Genomic DNA, 14,326 nt, shown 5'->3' on the forward strand with positions numbered 1-14,326 from the left:
GGATCGGACGATGGATTATTATGATCTTCTCATCAGCATATTGGGTTCGACCATCCGTCTGTCGATTCCGTTGATCTTCACTGCGCTGGCAGGCCTGTTTTCCGAGCGTGCCGGCATCTTTGATATCGGCCTCGAAGGCAAGATGCTGGCTTCGGCCTTCGCCGCGGCCTGTGTTGCCGCCATCAGCGGCTCGCCCTGGGCTGGTCTTGGCGCCGGTATTCTCGTCTCCGTCCTCGTCGGTCTGCTGCATGGTTTCGCATCGATCACCAATCGCGGCAACCAGATCGTTTCGGGCGTCGCGATCAACTTCCTGATGGCCGGCTTGACCATCGTTCTCGGCCAGGCCTGGTTCGGCCAGGGTGGCCGCACGCCGACTTTGCCTGCTACCGCGCGCTTCTCCGGCATCACCCTGCCGGGTGCCGATGCCATTCGCGACGTTCCGTTCATCGGACCGCTCTACGCCAATGTCATCTCGGGCAACAATATTCTGACCTATCTCGCCTTCCTGGCGGTGCCGATTTCCTGGTGGATTCTCTATCGCACCCGTTTCGGTCTGCGGCTGCGCGCCGTCGGCGAAAATCCCGGCGCCGTCGATACCGCCGGCATCTCGGTCGAATGGCTGCGCTATCGCTCGCTGATTGTTGCCGGCATTCTCTGCGGCTTTTCAGGCACCTATCTTGCCATCGCCCAGTCGGCTGCCTTCATCAACAACATGTCGGCGGGCAAGGGCTATATCGCTCTCGCCGCACTGATCTTCGCCAAGTGGAAGCCGGTGCCGGTCATGTTCACCTGCCTTCTCTTCGGCTTTCTCGACGCCTTCGCCAATTTCATGCAGGGCAAGTCGGTTCCGGGCATCGGCGAGGTGCCGGTACAGATTTTCCAGGCGCTGCCCTATATCCTGACCTGCATCCTGCTTGCAGGCTTTATCGGTGTCGCCAAGCCCCCGAAGGCCGGTGGCGTGCCCTATACCAAGGAGCGCTAAACCATGTCGCATGATCTGTTCGAGGCCGCGCGCGGAGCGATGGCTTTCGCGCATGCTCCCTATTCGAAATTTCCGGTCGGCGCGGCGATCCGCGCCGAGGACGGCAAGATCTATACTGGCGCCAATATCGAGAACCTGTCCTTCCCACAAGGCTGGTGTGCCGAACCGACTGCGATCAGCCATATGGTCATGGCCGGCGCCAAGAAGATCGTCGAAATGGCTGTCATCGCCGAGAAACTGCCGCTCTGCCCACCCTGTGGCGGCTGCCGGCAGAAGATCGCCGAATTTGCCAGCAAGGAAACACGCATCTATCTTTGCGACGAAACCGGCGTGAAGAAGACCATGACCATGGACGAGATGCTGCCCTTCAGCTTCGAAACGGAGGTACTCGGATGAGCGCGGCCGTCGATATCCTCACCGAGAAGCTCGGCGAACTGAAGCCGCGCTACGGTATCATTCTGGGTTCCGGCCTCGGCTCTCTCGTGGATGAGGTCAAGGACGCCCTGCGCATCCCCTATGCCGATCTGCCCGGCTTCCCGGTCAGCGCAGTATCAGGCCATGCCGGCACGCTGGTCGCAGGCAAGCTCGGCGATGTCCCCGTCATCATGCTCTCCGGCCGGGTGCATTATTACGAAAAGGGCGACGCCAACGCCATGCGCGAGCCGATCGAGACCTTGAAGGCTCTTGGTGTCGATACGCTGATCTTGACGAATTCGGCCGGATCGCTGCGCGAGGAGATGCCGCCGGGCTCGGTGATGCAGATCACCGATCACATCAACTATTCCGGCATGAACCCACTGATTGGTGAGGAAAGCGACAGGCGCTTCGTCGGCATGACCAGCGCCTATGACATCGATCTGATCATGCGCATGCGCAAGGCGGCGGAAAAGGCCGAGATCAAGCTGTCACATGGCGTCTATATGTGGTTTTCCGGCCCGAGCTTCGAAACGCCGGCAGAGATCCGCATGGCGCGCATTCTCGGCGCTGATGCCGTCGGCATGTCGACGGTGCCGGAAGTTATTCTGGCACGTCTTTTCGGTTTGAGGGTTGCCGCTGCCTCCGTCATCACTAACTATGGTGCTGGCATGACCGGTGGCGAGCTCTCGCACGACGAGACGAAGGACATGGCTCCGGTCGGCGGCGCACGCCTCGCCGCTATCCTGAAAGAAATGATCGCGGACGAAGGAGACCCAGAATGACGGGCCATTCCCTGAGAGAAACGGCAGCTGTTGCGCTTTCCCTTCTCGACCTGACCAATCTCAAGGACGACTGCACGCCGGCTCAGATCGAGGCGCTGTGCGCCCGCGCGCAATCGCCCTATGGCAATACGGCCGCCATCTGCATCTGGCCGCGTTTCGTCGCTCAGGCGCGCAGCATTCTCGGCACCGACCACGCCGTCAGGATCGCGACCGTGGTGAATTTCCCGGCTGGCGACATGGAAGTGGCGGATGTAGCAGCCGAGGCGCGCGAGGCGATCGCCGACGGCGCCGACGAGATCGATCTGGTCATTCCCTATCGTGCCTTTCTGGCCGGCAATGAGCAGGCTGTCACCGACATGGTCGTGGCCGTGCGGGCCGAATGTAAGGGACCGGTTCTCCTGAAGACCATCCTCGAAACTGGCGAGATCAAGGATACCGCGCTGATCCGGCGCGCGTCGGAACTGGCGATCGATGCCGGTTCCGATTTCATCAAGACCTCCACCGGCAAGGTCACTGTCAACGCAACGCTCGAGGCCGCCGACATCATGCTGCGAGCGATCCGTGCCAGCGGTCGCAAGGTCGGCTTCAAGCCTGCCGGCGGCATCGGTTCCGTTTCCGATGCGGCTCTATATCTTAGCCTTGCCGAGACCATCATGGCGCCCGATTGGGCCATGCCGTCGACCTTCCGCTTCGGTGCGTCGAGCCTGCTCGACGATATTCTGAACGTGTTGGGCGGCGGTGAGTCCAAGACGGCATCTTCAGGCTATTGATCCATGATTCCGCAGGAGATCATCCGGCAGAAGCGTAACGGCGCCAGCCTTTCGGTTGCCGATATAGACGCGTTTATCGGTGCATTGGGGCGCGGCGAACTGGCCGAAAGCCAGATCGGTGCCTTTGCCATGGCCGTCTGGTTTCAAGGCATGACGCGGGAGGAAACGGTGGCGCTGACGCTCGCCATGGCGCGCTCCGGCGATATTCTGTCCTGGGAGGGGATCGGCAGACCGATCGCCGACAAGCATTCGACCGGCGGTGTTGGCGACAATGTCTCGCTGATGCTGGCGCCGATCGCGGCCGCTTGTGGCCTCGCCGTGCCGATGATCTCTGGCCGCGGCCTCGGTCATACCGGCGGCACGCTCGACAAGCTGGAATCCATTCCCGGTTACGGGATTACGCCGGATGCGGCTCGTTTCCGCAAGGTGGTCGACGAGGTCGGCTGCGCCATTATCGGGCAGACCGGCGCGCTGGCCCCGGCCGATGGCAAGCTCTATGCAGTGCGCGACGTTACCGCGACGGTCGACTCCGCTCCCCTGATCACGGCCTCCATCCTGTCGAAGAAGCTGGCGGCGGGGCTGGAGACGCTTGTGCTCGATGTCAAGATCGGCAGCGGCGCCTTCATGACCTCGCTTGAGGAAGCCGAGACGCTGGCGCGCTCGCTGGTGGAGGTGGCAAATGGCGGTGGGGTCAAGACTTCGGCGCTCATTACCGACATGAACGAGCCCCTGGCCGATGCAGCCGGCAACGTGGTCGAGCTTCGCAACTGTCTGGATTTCCTAAAGGGCAACAAGGCAGGCACGCGGCTCGAAACGGTCGTGCTGGCCTTCGCATCTGAAATGCTGGTTCAGGCCGGCATCGCCGCGAATGCCGCCGAGGCGGAGGGCAGGGCGCGCGAGGCTTTGGCATCCGGCAAGGCGGCAGAGATCTTCGGCCGCATGGTGCATGCCCTCGGAGGGCCGGCCGATTTGCTCGAACATCCCGATCGCTATCTGGCGAGCGCGTCGGTGCAGAAGCCGGTTTTGGCCGTCGCCGATGGCTGGCTCGGTGCCTGCGATGCGCGAAGGATCGGCATGAGCGTGATCGATCTTGGTGGCGGCCGTCGCCGCCCGCAAGACAAGATCGATCATCGCGTCGGTTTCAGCGGCATTCTGCCGCTCGGCACCAAGGTGAGCAGGGGCGACCGCATCGCCACCGTTCACGCGGCGGACGAGGCAAGTGCGCAGAAGGCTATGGCTGATTTGTCGGCTAACTATCGCATCGCGGATGCGGCGCCCGCTTTGTTGCCTGTCATTATCAGCAGGATCTGATCTGGGGCGGCAGTGTTAGGGCCGCTTGGCAGTCGCGCGAGATGCGTCGTCTTATTGCTTCAGAAGCAAGGTGCCATTCTGCACGCCATAGGAATTCAGCTTCTTCATAAAGCTCATGCCGATCAGCGTCGTGCTCAGTGCGCTGTCCTTTGCCACCACGGCATCGACATCGCGAACCCGGATGGTGCCGATCTCCAGGCGGTCGAGTTTGATATAGGCGACTTTTGACGCGCCATTCGCGGTTTGAACCGTGTAGCGATAGTCGAGATCGACGCCGCTGATACCGAGGCTGCGCGCGGTACTTTCGTTCATTGCCACATAGGTTGCGCCGGTATCGATCATCCCGTGTACGGACCGACCGTTGATCGTGAAATCACCCTCATAGTGGCCGCCTGCATTGGCACGTAGCTGAACGCTGCCATAGGAAACGGGCACCTCGGTCTTCTGTGGGGCGAGGGAAGCTGCTTCCACCGGCGCCGGCTTTTCGGTGCGCTCGCCAAAACCGTCAACGAGCATCGGCACCTGGGTTGCCGCAACGGCAATGATACCGGCAAAGACAAGAACGCGAACGAGCATCGGCAAGGCCCCTCCTGCGGGCCATACCATCTATAGGCCGGCTTTGCTGAAACGACGCTAATGCAATCAATAAAAAGCCCGGCAGTTGAGTAACTGCCGGGCTCGACAAGGAGTATAGCGACGAAATTACTTGGTGCCGTACATACGATCGCCGGCATCGCCGAGGCCGGGCACGATATAGCCGAGCTCGTTCAGGTGGCTGTCGATCGCTGCGGTGAAGACCGGCACGTCCGGATGCGCCTTGCGAAAATTGGCAATGCCTTCCGGAGCCGCCAGCAGGCAGAGGAATCGGATATTGTGCGCACCGCGCTCCTTCAGCTTGTCGATCGCGGCAATCGAGGAATTGCCGGTCGCCAGCATCGGATCGACGACGATGATCAGGCGCTCTGAGATATCCTCGGGTGCCTTGAAGTAATATTCGACCGGCTGCAGCGTTTCATGATCGCGATAGACGCCGATATGCGAGACGCGGGCCGAGGGCACGAGATCGAGCATGCCTTCGAGCAAGCCGTTGCCGGCGCGCAGGATCGAGGCGAAGACCAGCTTCTTGCCCTCGAGGATCGGCGCGTCCATCGGCTGCAACGGCGTCTCGATGGTCTCGATCGTCAGCTCCAGGTCGCGGGTCACTTCGTAACAGAGTAGTGTTGAAATCTCGCGCAACAGCCGGCGGAAGCTTCCCGTCGACGTGTCCTTCTTGCGCATGATTGTGAGCTTGTGCTGCACAAGCGGGTGATCGATGACAGTGACGCCGTCCATGGTTTCAGCCTTCCAGTAATTCCGTGATATGAGATGGTTCTTCCACGGAAATCGCCTCTGGTGCAAGAAAATAGGCCGCTTTTCGAGATTTCATCCCCAATCTGCGGCCTAAACCATGCTTTTACAGCCTCGCCAGCAATGTCGCCCGGGTCGCGTCGTCCACAAAGGCCGCTTCGATTGCCGTGCGCGTCATCGCGTTGATCTCGTCATCGCTAAAGCCGAAGGCTGTTGAGGCCAGTTCGTATTCGCGCTTCAGCGAGGTGTGGAAGAAGGGCGGGTCGTCGGAGTTGATCGTCACCCGCACGCCGGCCTCGCGCAGCTTGCGCAGCGGATGCGACTGGAAATCCGGGAAGACCTTGAGTGCAATGTTGGAGCCGGGGCAGACCTCAAGCACCGTGCCGAGATCGGCAAGGCGCTTGACGAGATCCATATCCTCGATGGCGCGCACGCCATGACCGATACGGTCAGGGCGCACCAGCTCCACGGCATCGGCAACAGAAAAGGCGCCGCAGACCTCGCCGGCATGAATGGTGATGCCGAGGCCCGCTTCGCGGGCGATGTCGAAAGCGCGGGCATAATCGGCAACACGGCCCATGCGCTCCTCGCCGGCCATGTTGAAGCCTGTTATCAGCGGATTGGCGCTCTTGGCGGCATATTCCGCCGCCTTCACCACGCGGTCCGGGCCGAAGTGACGCTCGCCAGTGACGATCAGCCGCGCTTCGATGCCGGTCTTCGCCTTGGCGGCACGGATGCCGGCCGAAACACCCGCCATATAGGCGTCGGCGCCGAGGCCGATGCGGTCGCCGTGGTCGGGCGAGACGATGAGTTCGCTATAGATCGTGCCGATGCCGGCAAGCTCTTCCAGATAGGTTTCCGTCAGCAGCGCATAGTCTTCCTCGGTACGGTAGACCTCGGAAACCTTGTCGTAGCAGACGAGGAATTCGGCAAAATCCTTCCAGAGGTAGACACCATCCTTGAGGAAAGCGCTGGTGTCGACGCCGTACTTTTCTGCCTGTGCGAGGGTCAATGCCGGCGGAGCCGCGCCCTCCAGGTGGCAGTGCAGCTCCACTTTCTTCAAATGCGGTGTCAAAGGAAACTCCTCCCATGCGGCCCGGCCGCAATTCCCAAATGCTTCGCGACCGTCTCACCGATATCGGCGTAGGTCTGCCGGACGCCGATGGAACGGGAACGAATGCCGGGCCCGTAGGCCATGACTGGCACGCGCTCGCGCGTATGATCCGTGCCGCGCCACGTCGGGTCGCAGCCATGGTCGGCCGTCAGAATGACGAGATCGCCGGGCTTCAGTCTCTCGTGCACTTCAAGCAGGCGCGCGTCGAAAGCCTCGAGTGCCGCTGCATAGCCCGGCACGTCGCGGCGATGGCCATAGACCATGTCGAAATCGACGAAATTGGTGAAGACCAGATCGCCGTCCTCGGCCTCATCCATGGCCTTCAGCGTCGCATCCATCAGCGCCATGTTGCCATTGGCCTTGATGACCTTGGAGATACCCTGATGGGCAAAGATATCGCCGATCTTGCCGACCGCATGCACCGTGCGCTCGGCCTTGACCAGGCGGTCGAGCAGCGTCGGTTCCGGCGGCAGCACGGAGAAATCGCGGCGGTTGCCGGTTCGCTCGAAGGTCGCCACGGTCTCACCGACGAAGGGGCGGGCGATGACGCGGCCGATATTGTAGGGATCGAGCAGGGTGCGCACGATCTTGCAGAGACCGATCAACCGGTCGAGGCCGAAATGCTGCTCGTGTGCGGCGATCTGGAAGACGGAATCGGAGGAAGTGTAGCAGATCGGTTTGCCGCTGCGGATGTGTTCTTCGCCGAGCTTGGCGATGATATCCGTGCCGGAGGCATGGCAATTGCCGAGAATGCCGGGCAGGTCGGCTGCCTCGCAGATGGCCTTCACCAGCTCCGGCGGGAAGGCATCGCCCTCTGCCGGAAAGTAACCCCAGTCGAACATGACGGGCGTGCCTGCGATCTCCCAATGGCCCGATGGCGTATCCTTGCCGCGGGAGGTTTCGTTCGCGCAGCCATAAAGGCCGTAGAGCTTTTCCGGCAAAGGCATGCCGGCGGGATAATTGCCCGTTGCCGCCTTGGCGATCTCCAGCAAGCCGAGGCCGGACATGGTCGGCAGCGTAAGAGGGCCTTGGCGCAAGCCGTCGCGATCGGCAGCGCCTGCGGCGCAGAACTCGGCGATATGACCAAACGTATCGGCACCCTCATCGCCATAGCTTGCCGCATCCGGGCCGCCACCGACACCGAAAGAATCCAGAACGAAGAGAAAGGCGCGCGCCATAGATCACCCGATAGAATGCCGTCACCCGGGAGGTGTTCCGGGTTATTGGACGTCACCCATATAACGGAGGCATCGACTTGGCAATTTTCCGTTTTGGAGCAGCATTTCGGGCGCGATTTGGGGACGAGCTATCAGCAGTCGCTGCAGCTGATCGAATTGCCGACGCGCTGCCGGTAGTAATACTGCCGGCTGATGGTGATCTGGCTGGTGCCGCTTGGCAGGAAATTAGCGCCGAAGCTGATGAGCTGATAGGGAAGGGCAAGTTCGCTGCGAACGAGGAAAGTGCTCGCCTGATTCATGTTGGCCGGCACCGTGACTGTCGAGCCGGCCGTGTATGGCGTGGTGCCATCCTGCGCCCAGGACCAGGCGATGGTCGCCTTGCCTGTCGTGTCGATCGAAATACCGCTGATCTTCAGCGTCAGGCCGGTCGTGCTATAGGGCGCGAAGATCGCGCCGGCAACGGAGGGCATCGTTGCAAGCACGGACTTGGTGACCGACGATTGCTGTGAGATGATGTCCGCAATCGAACCTGCAGAACGGCTGGCACGTTTCGAGGCATTGAGGCCGACGGTAAGCTCAAAGGCACCGAGATAGAGCATCAGCAGTACGGGAAAAAGAATGGCGAATTCGATCGCGCCGACACCATCTTTGTTACGGGCAAAGCGTCTCAGGATGCCAAAGGGCGTACTTTCTTTCCCGATCATGCTCTTGAGGCCGTTCACGGATAATTCTCGTTCTGAAAGGCCGCGGTTGCGACGATGAGATAGACTGATGCGGAGCCGTTGGTTGGATGCACGTTGGTAAGATAGGGGCGCAGCAGATCCGTTATGATCTGCCAGCGATAATAGGCACGCACCATGTTCAGCGACTTGGCGCCGCCGGGCACAAAAGCAAAGCCGGTGGTGCTGAGATCGGAATAAGGATCGGTCGATGACTGGCGGGGGATCGTCGTCGGCATGGACGCAAAACTCGAATAGCTCTCTACATCGAGATAGAGGTTCGCCGGCGTCTGTACCTCGGAGGAGGAGCAGGTAATGAGCACGGCAATCTCGTTGCAGAATGCCTGCCGGAACTGCTGCGAAGTCGTATTGGCCGCAGTAATCTGCCCGGTCCGAATCTGGCGCGCCAAAGTATCGACGGCGTTTGAAACGACCTGCTCCGCAGTAAAGGCGACGAAGGTTTCGATGATTGCAAAGACGATCAGAAAATAGGGGATTGCAAGCAAGGCAAATTCGATCGCTGCTGTCCCGTCCCGAGAACGCACGAATTCACGCAAGCTGCCCCGGGCATGTCGCCGTGTGCGGCCTGTATTGGCGTGAAGGGTATTGTCTGACGTCATGGGAAGCCCGCGGCGATTTACACGCGGACGACACTAGAATTGCTTTCTTGATAATCCGTTTCTCTTCTCTCTTCATATTTAGAGGAAACCAGGATTATCGTTTGTTGCTCAATTCCCTGAATGTACTTTAGAATATTTGCTTTATCGAATGTTGTTATTGCCCGGCAGCAGCAGTTGGGGTCGTCGTCGTATTGTTCTGCTGGGCATGCTGTTCGCAATTGGGCGTACACGACAGCACAGCGCGATCCGTCTGGCGGAAAACACGGACCGTATTGCCTTCGTCGATCGACACTAGGATCTGTTCGTCCACGATGGCATTGCCGTCGGCATCGAGCAGGATGATGTTTGTCGTGCCGAAGCTGCGGCCGGTCAGCACGATGGTTTTCGGATCGGCGACCGTCGCGTCGGCAACTTGCGAGTTGCCGACAATGACCTTGCTGACAGGGCGATCCAGCTTCAACACGCGCGCGTGATCCATATAGACGCGCAGCATGCTCTCTCCGGCAGCGTGTGAAAGCTGCGGCGTCATGCCGGCCATGGCGACAATGCCGGCAAGGAATGCTGTTCTGCCGCCGATTGGCATGGCTTGGCCTCTTGGAAAACTATGGCGAAAAGGATCTCTGGATAGAATGAGAAAGAATGGTGAATGAACGATTAAGGTTGTCTTCTGCCATGCAATTATGGCGCAGATGTCCCACGCAGGCCCTCGTCGTCGCCTTCTCCTGCAAATCGTGTATTAATTCGAGACGAATCGTATATCGTACTAATATTCATACATCTAATAATTTCTATTTGGCTGAAGATTTTCTTTAAAAACATACAGAAGAACATACAAGTCACATTAACTATTCTATTTTCGCTTTTGGATTTACTGCACATTAACCTAATTCTTTAAAGCGATGGAAACGGCGGGAAGCTACCGTGCAACTCATCCGATCAACGGCAACAGTTGGCGGACGTGCTGTCAACAAAGTGGAGTTAAACTTATGTCCAAGATTTTTTCGCGTTTCCTGAAGGATGAATCCGGCGCGACCGCAATCGAATACGGCCTGATCGCCGCGCTGATCTCGGTTGCCATCATCACCGCAGCGACGTCGCTGGGCGGTTCGCTCAGCACTACCTTCACGAACATCGCTACCAAGATGAATAGCGCTTCGGCTAAGTACTAGTAAGTACTTTGGCCGTATGTAAGTAGCGAAGAAGCCGCCCAAAATATTTGGGCGGTTTTTAAATTGAGTGATTTGGCAAGGCAGGTAAAATGCTCGAAGCCGCGATATTGCTAATCTTTCCACTCTGCATGTCGCTTGCGGCGATCTCTGATCTGCTGACGATGACAATCCCAAATCGCCTGTCGCTGGCACTCGCGATATCGTTCTTTGTGCTGACACCGATTATTGGACTGTCCTTTGCGGAAATCGGCATGCATGTGGCTGGTGCTGGTACTGTATTCTTTGCCTGTTTTACGTTATTCGCACTGAACGTCATGGGTGGCGGTGATGCGAAGCTTTTGGCTGCGGCCGCACTTTGGTTCGGCTTTGATTCATCCCTTGTCGAATTTCTTGTTTACGTCGCGTTTATCGGCGGCGCATTGACGGTTTTCATCGTCTTCCTCCGCTCCCAGGCCAACACGATACTGGCCATTGGCCTTCCATTGCCGAATTCGCTGGTGATCGCCAAGAAGATTCCTTATGGCATTGCCATTGCCATCGGTGGCGTCATGGCCTTCCCATCCTCACCGATCTTGATCGCGGCGATGCACGGCATATCTTGAGCCGGCGAGTAAAAATCAAACTCGCACATATATTATTTCTAATATACATCAAGTAATCATGGTTAAGTAACAATAAATGTAACCTCCCATTAACCATAATTACACCAATTGCCGGTCATTCTGTGGGGCGAAGAATCCTGTTCCTCAAGGAATGACCATGAAACCCGCTCGCATAATGATACTCGCAGTGGCAGCCGTCGCGGCCGGGATGGCTGGTCTGCTCGCGATGCGTCTGGCTGGTTCGCGCAATATCGTTCCCCAGCAGATTGCGGCGGTGGTGGAGAAGGAGGCGACGATCAATGTCCTCGTTGCCGGTGCCAATCTGCCCGTTGGTTCGCGTCTGAACCAGCAATCGATCCATTGGATGCCCTGGCCGGAAAGCGGTATCGTCAAAGGCTTCATCACCGAGCGCGAGCGGCCCGATGCGCTGAAGGATCTGACCGGCGCGGTTGTTCGCCTGCCGATATTCGAGGGCGAGCCGATCCGCGAGGAAAAGGTCGCCGATTCCAACAGTCGTATCCTCTCCTCATTACTGCCGGCAGGCAAGCGAGCCGTTGCCACGGAGATTTCCGTCGCCACTGGCGCGGGCGGCTTCATCCTTCCGAACGACCGGGTCGATGTCATCATGGTGCGCAAGGGTTCGCAGCAGCAGCTCGTCACCGAAACCGTGCTCAGCAACGTTCGTGTTCTGGCTGTCGATCAGCAGATTGAGGAAAAGCAGGACGGAAGCAAAGCCGTCGTCGGCGCAACTGCGACGCTGGAACTGACGCCGGACCAGACGAAGGTCCTGGCCGTCGCGCATCAGATGGCCGATCGCCTGACGCTGGCATTGCGCTCCGTTGCCGACGCGCAGCAGCCCGATACGACAGCCGCCGATTATCTGCTGGCCGGCGACAATGGCGGCGGCATGATCCAAGTCATCAAGTCGGGAGCGATCGTGACCGACGGCCCAACCGGGCCGAAACCGCAGTGAGAAGGGGCGAGACCATGTTAAAGACAAGCAAGAAAGCCAGCCTCCCCCTTGCCGTAAGCCTCTCCTTCTCGGTCGCCTTTGCCGGCCTGCCCTTGGCAGATGTCCCGGCCTTTCTGCGCATGCCTGCGGCTTTTGCGGGCGGCTCGGACAGCATCGTCACGATAGCTGGCCTCGGCACGAAGCGCACACTGAAGCTTGGTCTCAACAAAGCACTCGTCGTCGATCTGCCGGCCGACGCGCATGACATCCTTGTCTCCGATCCCAAGATGGCGGATGCGGTGACCCGCACCTCGCGCCGCATTTACCTTTTCGGCAAGACGGTCGGTCAGACCAATATCTTCATCTTCGGCGCCGACGGTAAGGAGATCGTCAGCCTCGATCTCCAGATCGAGCGCGACATTGCTGGCCTGCAGGATAATATCAAGCGCTTCATCCCGGACTCCGACATCAACGTCGAGATCATCTCCGACAACATCGTCCTGACAGGCATGGTGCGCACGCCGCAGGATTCGATCCGTGCGCAGCAGCTCGCCCAGGCGTTCCTCAAGGGCGGCGAAGCGACGACACGAAACCAGACTGCCTCCGGCAGCGGCGACAACAACGCCGTCGCGATTTTCGCCGAAGGGCGGCAGACCTCGCAGATCGTCAACATGCTGCAGATCGAAGGCGAGGATCAGGTGACGCTCAAGGTCACCGTCGCCGAAATCAAGCGCAGCGTCCTGAAGCAGATCGGTTTCGACAATCTGGTCAGCAATTCCTCCGGCCTAGGCGTGGCGCAGCTGGGCAGCATCGGAAATACCGGAACCACGAATTTCCTGGGAGTAAACGGCGATCCCAGCAACGCCACCGGCGCGGGTGGTATCTCGACACTCTTCAAATACGCCCTCGGCAAATACAATATCAGCACCTATCTGAATGCTCTCGAGCAGGCAGGTGCCGTGCGCACCCTGGCGGAGCCGACATTGACCGCCATTTCCGGACAGGCTGCGACCTTCAATTCCGGTGGCCAGACGCTCTACTCCACCACCGACAAGGACGGCAACACGACGATCACGCCCTATACATACGGTATCACGCTGGCCTTCACGCCTGTGGTCCTGGCCGGCGGCCGCATCAGCCTGCATGTGCAGACCCAGGTCTCGGAACCGGTCGCGTCGTCATCCACCCCGACCTACAACCAGCGCGCCGCCAACACTTCGGTCGAGCTGCCATCCGGGGGATCGATCGCTCTTGCCGGCTTGCTGAGCGACAACGTGCAGCAGACGACCTCGGGAACGCCTGGCGCATCGAAGATCCCGATCCTTGGCGCCCTGTTCCGTCAGAAGAGCTTCCAGCGTGATGAGAGCGAGCTTGTGATCATCGCGACACCCTATCTCGTGCGACCCGTAGCACGCGACAAGCTTGCCCGCCCGGATGACAATTTTTCGCCGACGAACGATGCCGGTGTCTTCTTCATGAACCGTGTCAACAAGATCTACGGCCGCAAGGATGGTCCGCCGGTCGCCGATGCCGATTTCCACGGCACAGTCGGCTTCATCTACAAATAAGGAGCGGGACCATGACACCAGCCTTTTCAACGAGGTCAATGAGAGAGCAAGAAATGGCCAGCCTCGAACGCAATACACGCCGCGGTGCTCGGCCTCGTTTCTCAAGATCGATGCTGATCCTTCCGACATTGGCGCTGATATCGGCCGTCAGCGGCTGCGCCGGCTCCCCGGATGGCATGACGACGAGCGCCATCAGGGACGACTATCGCCAGCGGCATCCCATCGTGCTCACCGAAAAAGAGCATAGCGTCGACATACCGGTTGCAGCCAGTGACCGGCACCTGACAACAGGCATGCGCGATACGGTTCGCGGTTTCGTGCAGGATTATCGCGCCCATGCCAGCGGCACGGTGGAAATCCTGTCGCCGCGGCAATCGGCAAATGCGTTCGCCGCATCGGCACTCAACTCGCAGATCCGCCGGGAGCTGGTCACGAACGGCATTCCATCGGGACGAATCGTCAATAGCTATTACCCGGCCGGCGGCCCGGGCGATGCCGCGCCGATCCGCCTGCGTTTTACGGCAACGACGGCGGCCACCAATGCCTGCGGCCAATGGCCGGACGACCTTTCGGACAACGCATTCGACAATCAGAACTACTATAATTTCGGCTGTGCGACCCAGCACAATCTGGCAGCGCAGGTCGCAAATCCGACCGATCTGATTTCGCCGCGCGCGATGACGCCGATCGATGCCGATCAGCGCAGCAAGGTTATCGCCGATTATCGCAGCGGCTCAACCCCGATCAGCACGGCGACGGTCGGCGGCTTCGGCAGCGGAAATTGAATGCAAGAGA

The 14,326-nt window shown here is 59.5% G+C and carries 17 protein-coding genes; 10 read left to right on the forward strand and 7 right to left on the reverse strand.

Translation table 11 applies throughout. From position 1 onward, the window contains the following. Window positions 1-10: 10 nt before the first annotated feature. From ABOK31_RS18585 to deoA, 5 genes are read left to right on the forward strand one after another with little or no spacing between them, the layout of a single operon-like run. On the forward strand, window positions 11-982 hold the full coding sequence (locus ABOK31_RS18585) for an ABC transporter permease (protein WP_174178879.1): 972 nt from the start codon (window positions 11-13) through the stop codon (window positions 980-982). Window positions 983-985: 3 nt separating this feature from the next. Then, window positions 986-1,378, forward strand: coding sequence for a cytidine deaminase (locus tag ABOK31_RS18590; protein ID WP_349957121.1), 393 nt, complete (start codon window positions 986-988; stop codon window positions 1,376-1,378). After that, window positions 1,375-2,181 carry a purine-nucleoside phosphorylase gene (locus tag ABOK31_RS18595; RefSeq protein WP_174178875.1) on the forward strand — a complete coding sequence of 269 codons (807 nt, stop codon included), beginning with the start codon at window positions 1,375-1,377 and terminating at the stop codon, window positions 2,179-2,181. The genes ABOK31_RS18590 and ABOK31_RS18595 overlap by 4 nt, the downstream gene beginning before the upstream one ends. Continuing rightward, window positions 2,178-2,951, forward strand: a complete 774-nt coding sequence (gene deoC / locus ABOK31_RS18600; RefSeq protein WP_174178873.1) for a deoxyribose-phosphate aldolase — start codon at window positions 2,178-2,180, stop codon at window positions 2,949-2,951. Before ABOK31_RS18595 ends, deoC begins: the two co-directional genes overlap by 4 nt. A gap of 3 nt (window positions 2,952-2,954) precedes the next feature. Next, entirely contained in the window at window positions 2,955-4,262 is a 1,308-nt protein-coding gene (gene deoA / locus ABOK31_RS18605; RefSeq protein ID WP_349957122.1) for a thymidine phosphorylase, read from the forward strand. A 51-nt stretch (window positions 4,263-4,313) separates the two neighbouring features. On the opposite strand, the gene ABOK31_RS18610 is transcribed toward deoA, so the two are convergent. The 7 genes from ABOK31_RS18610 to ABOK31_RS18640 all read right to left on the reverse strand — a co-directional run bounded on the left by ABOK31_RS18610 (window position 4,314) and on the right by ABOK31_RS18640 (window position 9,823). Further along, window positions 4,314-4,838 carry a TIGR02281 family clan AA aspartic protease gene (locus tag ABOK31_RS18610; RefSeq protein ID WP_174178870.1) on the reverse strand — a complete coding sequence of 175 codons (525 nt, stop codon included), beginning with the start codon at window positions 4,836-4,838 and terminating at the stop codon, window positions 4,314-4,316. A gap of 126 nt (window positions 4,839-4,964) precedes the next feature. After that, window positions 4,965-5,594, reverse strand: a complete 630-nt coding sequence (upp, locus tag ABOK31_RS18615) for a uracil phosphoribosyltransferase (RefSeq protein ID WP_174178868.1) — start codon at window positions 5,592-5,594, stop codon at window positions 4,965-4,967. Window positions 5,595-5,715: 121 nt separating this feature from the next. Continuing rightward, entirely contained in the window at window positions 5,716-6,684 is a 969-nt protein-coding gene (locus tag ABOK31_RS18620; protein ID WP_174178866.1) for an adenosine deaminase, read from the reverse strand. Beyond that, window positions 6,681-7,901 carry a phosphopentomutase gene (locus ABOK31_RS18625; protein WP_174178864.1) on the reverse strand — a complete coding sequence of 407 codons (1,221 nt, stop codon included), beginning with the start codon at window positions 7,899-7,901 and terminating at the stop codon, window positions 6,681-6,683. The genes ABOK31_RS18620 and ABOK31_RS18625 overlap by 4 nt, the downstream gene beginning before the upstream one ends. Before the next feature lie 131 nt (window positions 7,902-8,032). Beyond that, window positions 8,033-8,605 (reverse strand): TadE/TadG family type IV pilus assembly protein, encoded by a 573-nt coding sequence (locus ABOK31_RS18630; protein ID WP_174179059.1) that lies wholly within the window; start codon window positions 8,603-8,605, stop codon window positions 8,033-8,035. A 14-nt stretch (window positions 8,606-8,619) separates the two neighbouring features. Then, window positions 8,620-9,240: a TadE/TadG family type IV pilus assembly protein gene (locus ABOK31_RS18635; RefSeq protein ID WP_349957123.1), complete on the reverse strand. Its 621-nt coding sequence runs from the start codon at window positions 9,238-9,240 to the stop codon at window positions 8,620-8,622. Between the two features lie 154 nt (window positions 9,241-9,394). Continuing rightward, on the reverse strand, window positions 9,395-9,823 hold the full coding sequence (locus ABOK31_RS18640; RefSeq protein ID WP_174178860.1) for a pilus assembly protein N-terminal domain-containing protein: 429 nt from the start codon (window positions 9,821-9,823) through the stop codon (window positions 9,395-9,397). Between the two features lie 403 nt (window positions 9,824-10,226). Here ABOK31_RS18640 and ABOK31_RS18645 point away from each other — a divergent pair, with 403 nt between their 5' ends. The 5 genes from ABOK31_RS18645 (at window position 10,227) to ABOK31_RS18665 (ending at window position 14,316) form a co-directional block, all read left to right on the forward strand. Further along, window positions 10,227-10,409 (forward strand): Flp family type IVb pilin, encoded by a 183-nt coding sequence (locus ABOK31_RS18645; protein ID WP_349957124.1) that lies wholly within the window; start codon window positions 10,227-10,229, stop codon window positions 10,407-10,409. A gap of 89 nt (window positions 10,410-10,498) precedes the next feature. Further along, on the forward strand, window positions 10,499-11,011 hold the full coding sequence (locus ABOK31_RS18650) for a prepilin peptidase (protein WP_349957125.1): 513 nt from the start codon (window positions 10,499-10,501) through the stop codon (window positions 11,009-11,011). 157 nt (window positions 11,012-11,168) lie between these two features. Continuing rightward, on the forward strand, window positions 11,169-11,984 hold the full coding sequence (gene cpaB, locus ABOK31_RS18655; RefSeq protein WP_174178854.1) for a Flp pilus assembly protein CpaB: 816 nt from the start codon (window positions 11,169-11,171) through the stop codon (window positions 11,982-11,984). Between the two features lie 14 nt (window positions 11,985-11,998). Beyond that, entirely contained in the window at window positions 11,999-13,531 is a 1,533-nt protein-coding gene (locus ABOK31_RS18660; RefSeq protein ID WP_349957126.1) for a type II and III secretion system protein family protein, read from the forward strand. A gap of 53 nt (window positions 13,532-13,584) precedes the next feature. Then, window positions 13,585-14,316 (forward strand): CpaD family pilus assembly lipoprotein, encoded by a 732-nt coding sequence (locus tag ABOK31_RS18665; protein WP_349957127.1) that lies wholly within the window; start codon window positions 13,585-13,587, stop codon window positions 14,314-14,316. The last annotated feature ends 10 nt before the right edge of the window (window positions 14,317-14,326 follow it).

The sequence above is a fragment of the Rhizobium sp. ZPR4 genome, from assembly GCF_040215725.1.
In the GTDB taxonomy this organism is placed as follows: domain Bacteria; phylum Pseudomonadota; class Alphaproteobacteria; order Rhizobiales; family Rhizobiaceae; genus Rhizobium; species Rhizobium rhizogenes_D.

What these genes read in the sequence shown, in the direction of transcription:
- ABOK31_RS18630 (WP_174179059.1), bottom strand. Translation starts at nt 8,605, where the DNA reads ATGATCGGGAAAGAAAGTACGCCCTTTGGCATCCTGAGACGCTTTGCC.
- upp (WP_174178868.1), bottom strand. Translation starts at nt 5,594, where the DNA reads ATGGACGGCGTCACTGTCATCGATCACCCGCTTGTGCAGCACAAGCTC.
- ABOK31_RS18660 (WP_349957126.1), top strand. Translation starts at nt 11,999, where the DNA reads ATGTTAAAGACAAGCAAGAAAGCCAGCCTCCCCCTTGCCGTAAGCCTC.
- ABOK31_RS18595 (WP_174178875.1), top strand. Translation starts at nt 1,375, where the DNA reads ATGAGCGCGGCCGTCGATATCCTCACCGAGAAGCTCGGCGAACTGAAG.
- cpaB (WP_174178854.1), top strand. Translation starts at nt 11,169, where the DNA reads ATGAAACCCGCTCGCATAATGATACTCGCAGTGGCAGCCGTCGCGGCC.
- deoA (WP_349957122.1), top strand. Translation starts at nt 2,955, where the DNA reads ATGATTCCGCAGGAGATCATCCGGCAGAAGCGTAACGGCGCCAGCCTT.
- ABOK31_RS18585 (WP_174178879.1), top strand. Translation starts at nt 11, where the DNA reads ATGGATTATTATGATCTTCTCATCAGCATATTGGGTTCGACCATCCGT.
- ABOK31_RS18665 (WP_349957127.1), top strand. Translation starts at nt 13,585, where the DNA reads ATGGCCAGCCTCGAACGCAATACACGCCGCGGTGCTCGGCCTCGTTTC.
- ABOK31_RS18625 (WP_174178864.1), bottom strand. Translation starts at nt 7,901, where the DNA reads ATGGCGCGCGCCTTTCTCTTCGTTCTGGATTCTTTCGGTGTCGGTGGC.
- ABOK31_RS18640 (WP_174178860.1), bottom strand. Translation starts at nt 9,823, where the DNA reads ATGCCAATCGGCGGCAGAACAGCATTCCTTGCCGGCATTGTCGCCATG.
- deoC (WP_174178873.1), top strand. Translation starts at nt 2,178, where the DNA reads ATGACGGGCCATTCCCTGAGAGAAACGGCAGCTGTTGCGCTTTCCCTT.
- ABOK31_RS18610 (WP_174178870.1), bottom strand. Translation starts at nt 4,838, where the DNA reads ATGCTCGTTCGCGTTCTTGTCTTTGCCGGTATCATTGCCGTTGCGGCA.
- ABOK31_RS18635 (WP_349957123.1), bottom strand. Translation starts at nt 9,240, where the DNA reads ATGACGTCAGACAATACCCTTCACGCCAATACAGGCCGCACACGGCGA.
- ABOK31_RS18645 (WP_349957124.1), top strand. Translation starts at nt 10,227, where the DNA reads ATGTCCAAGATTTTTTCGCGTTTCCTGAAGGATGAATCCGGCGCGACC.
- ABOK31_RS18650 (WP_349957125.1), top strand. Translation starts at nt 10,499, where the DNA reads ATGCTCGAAGCCGCGATATTGCTAATCTTTCCACTCTGCATGTCGCTT.
- ABOK31_RS18590 (WP_349957121.1), top strand. Translation starts at nt 986, where the DNA reads ATGTCGCATGATCTGTTCGAGGCCGCGCGCGGAGCGATGGCTTTCGCG.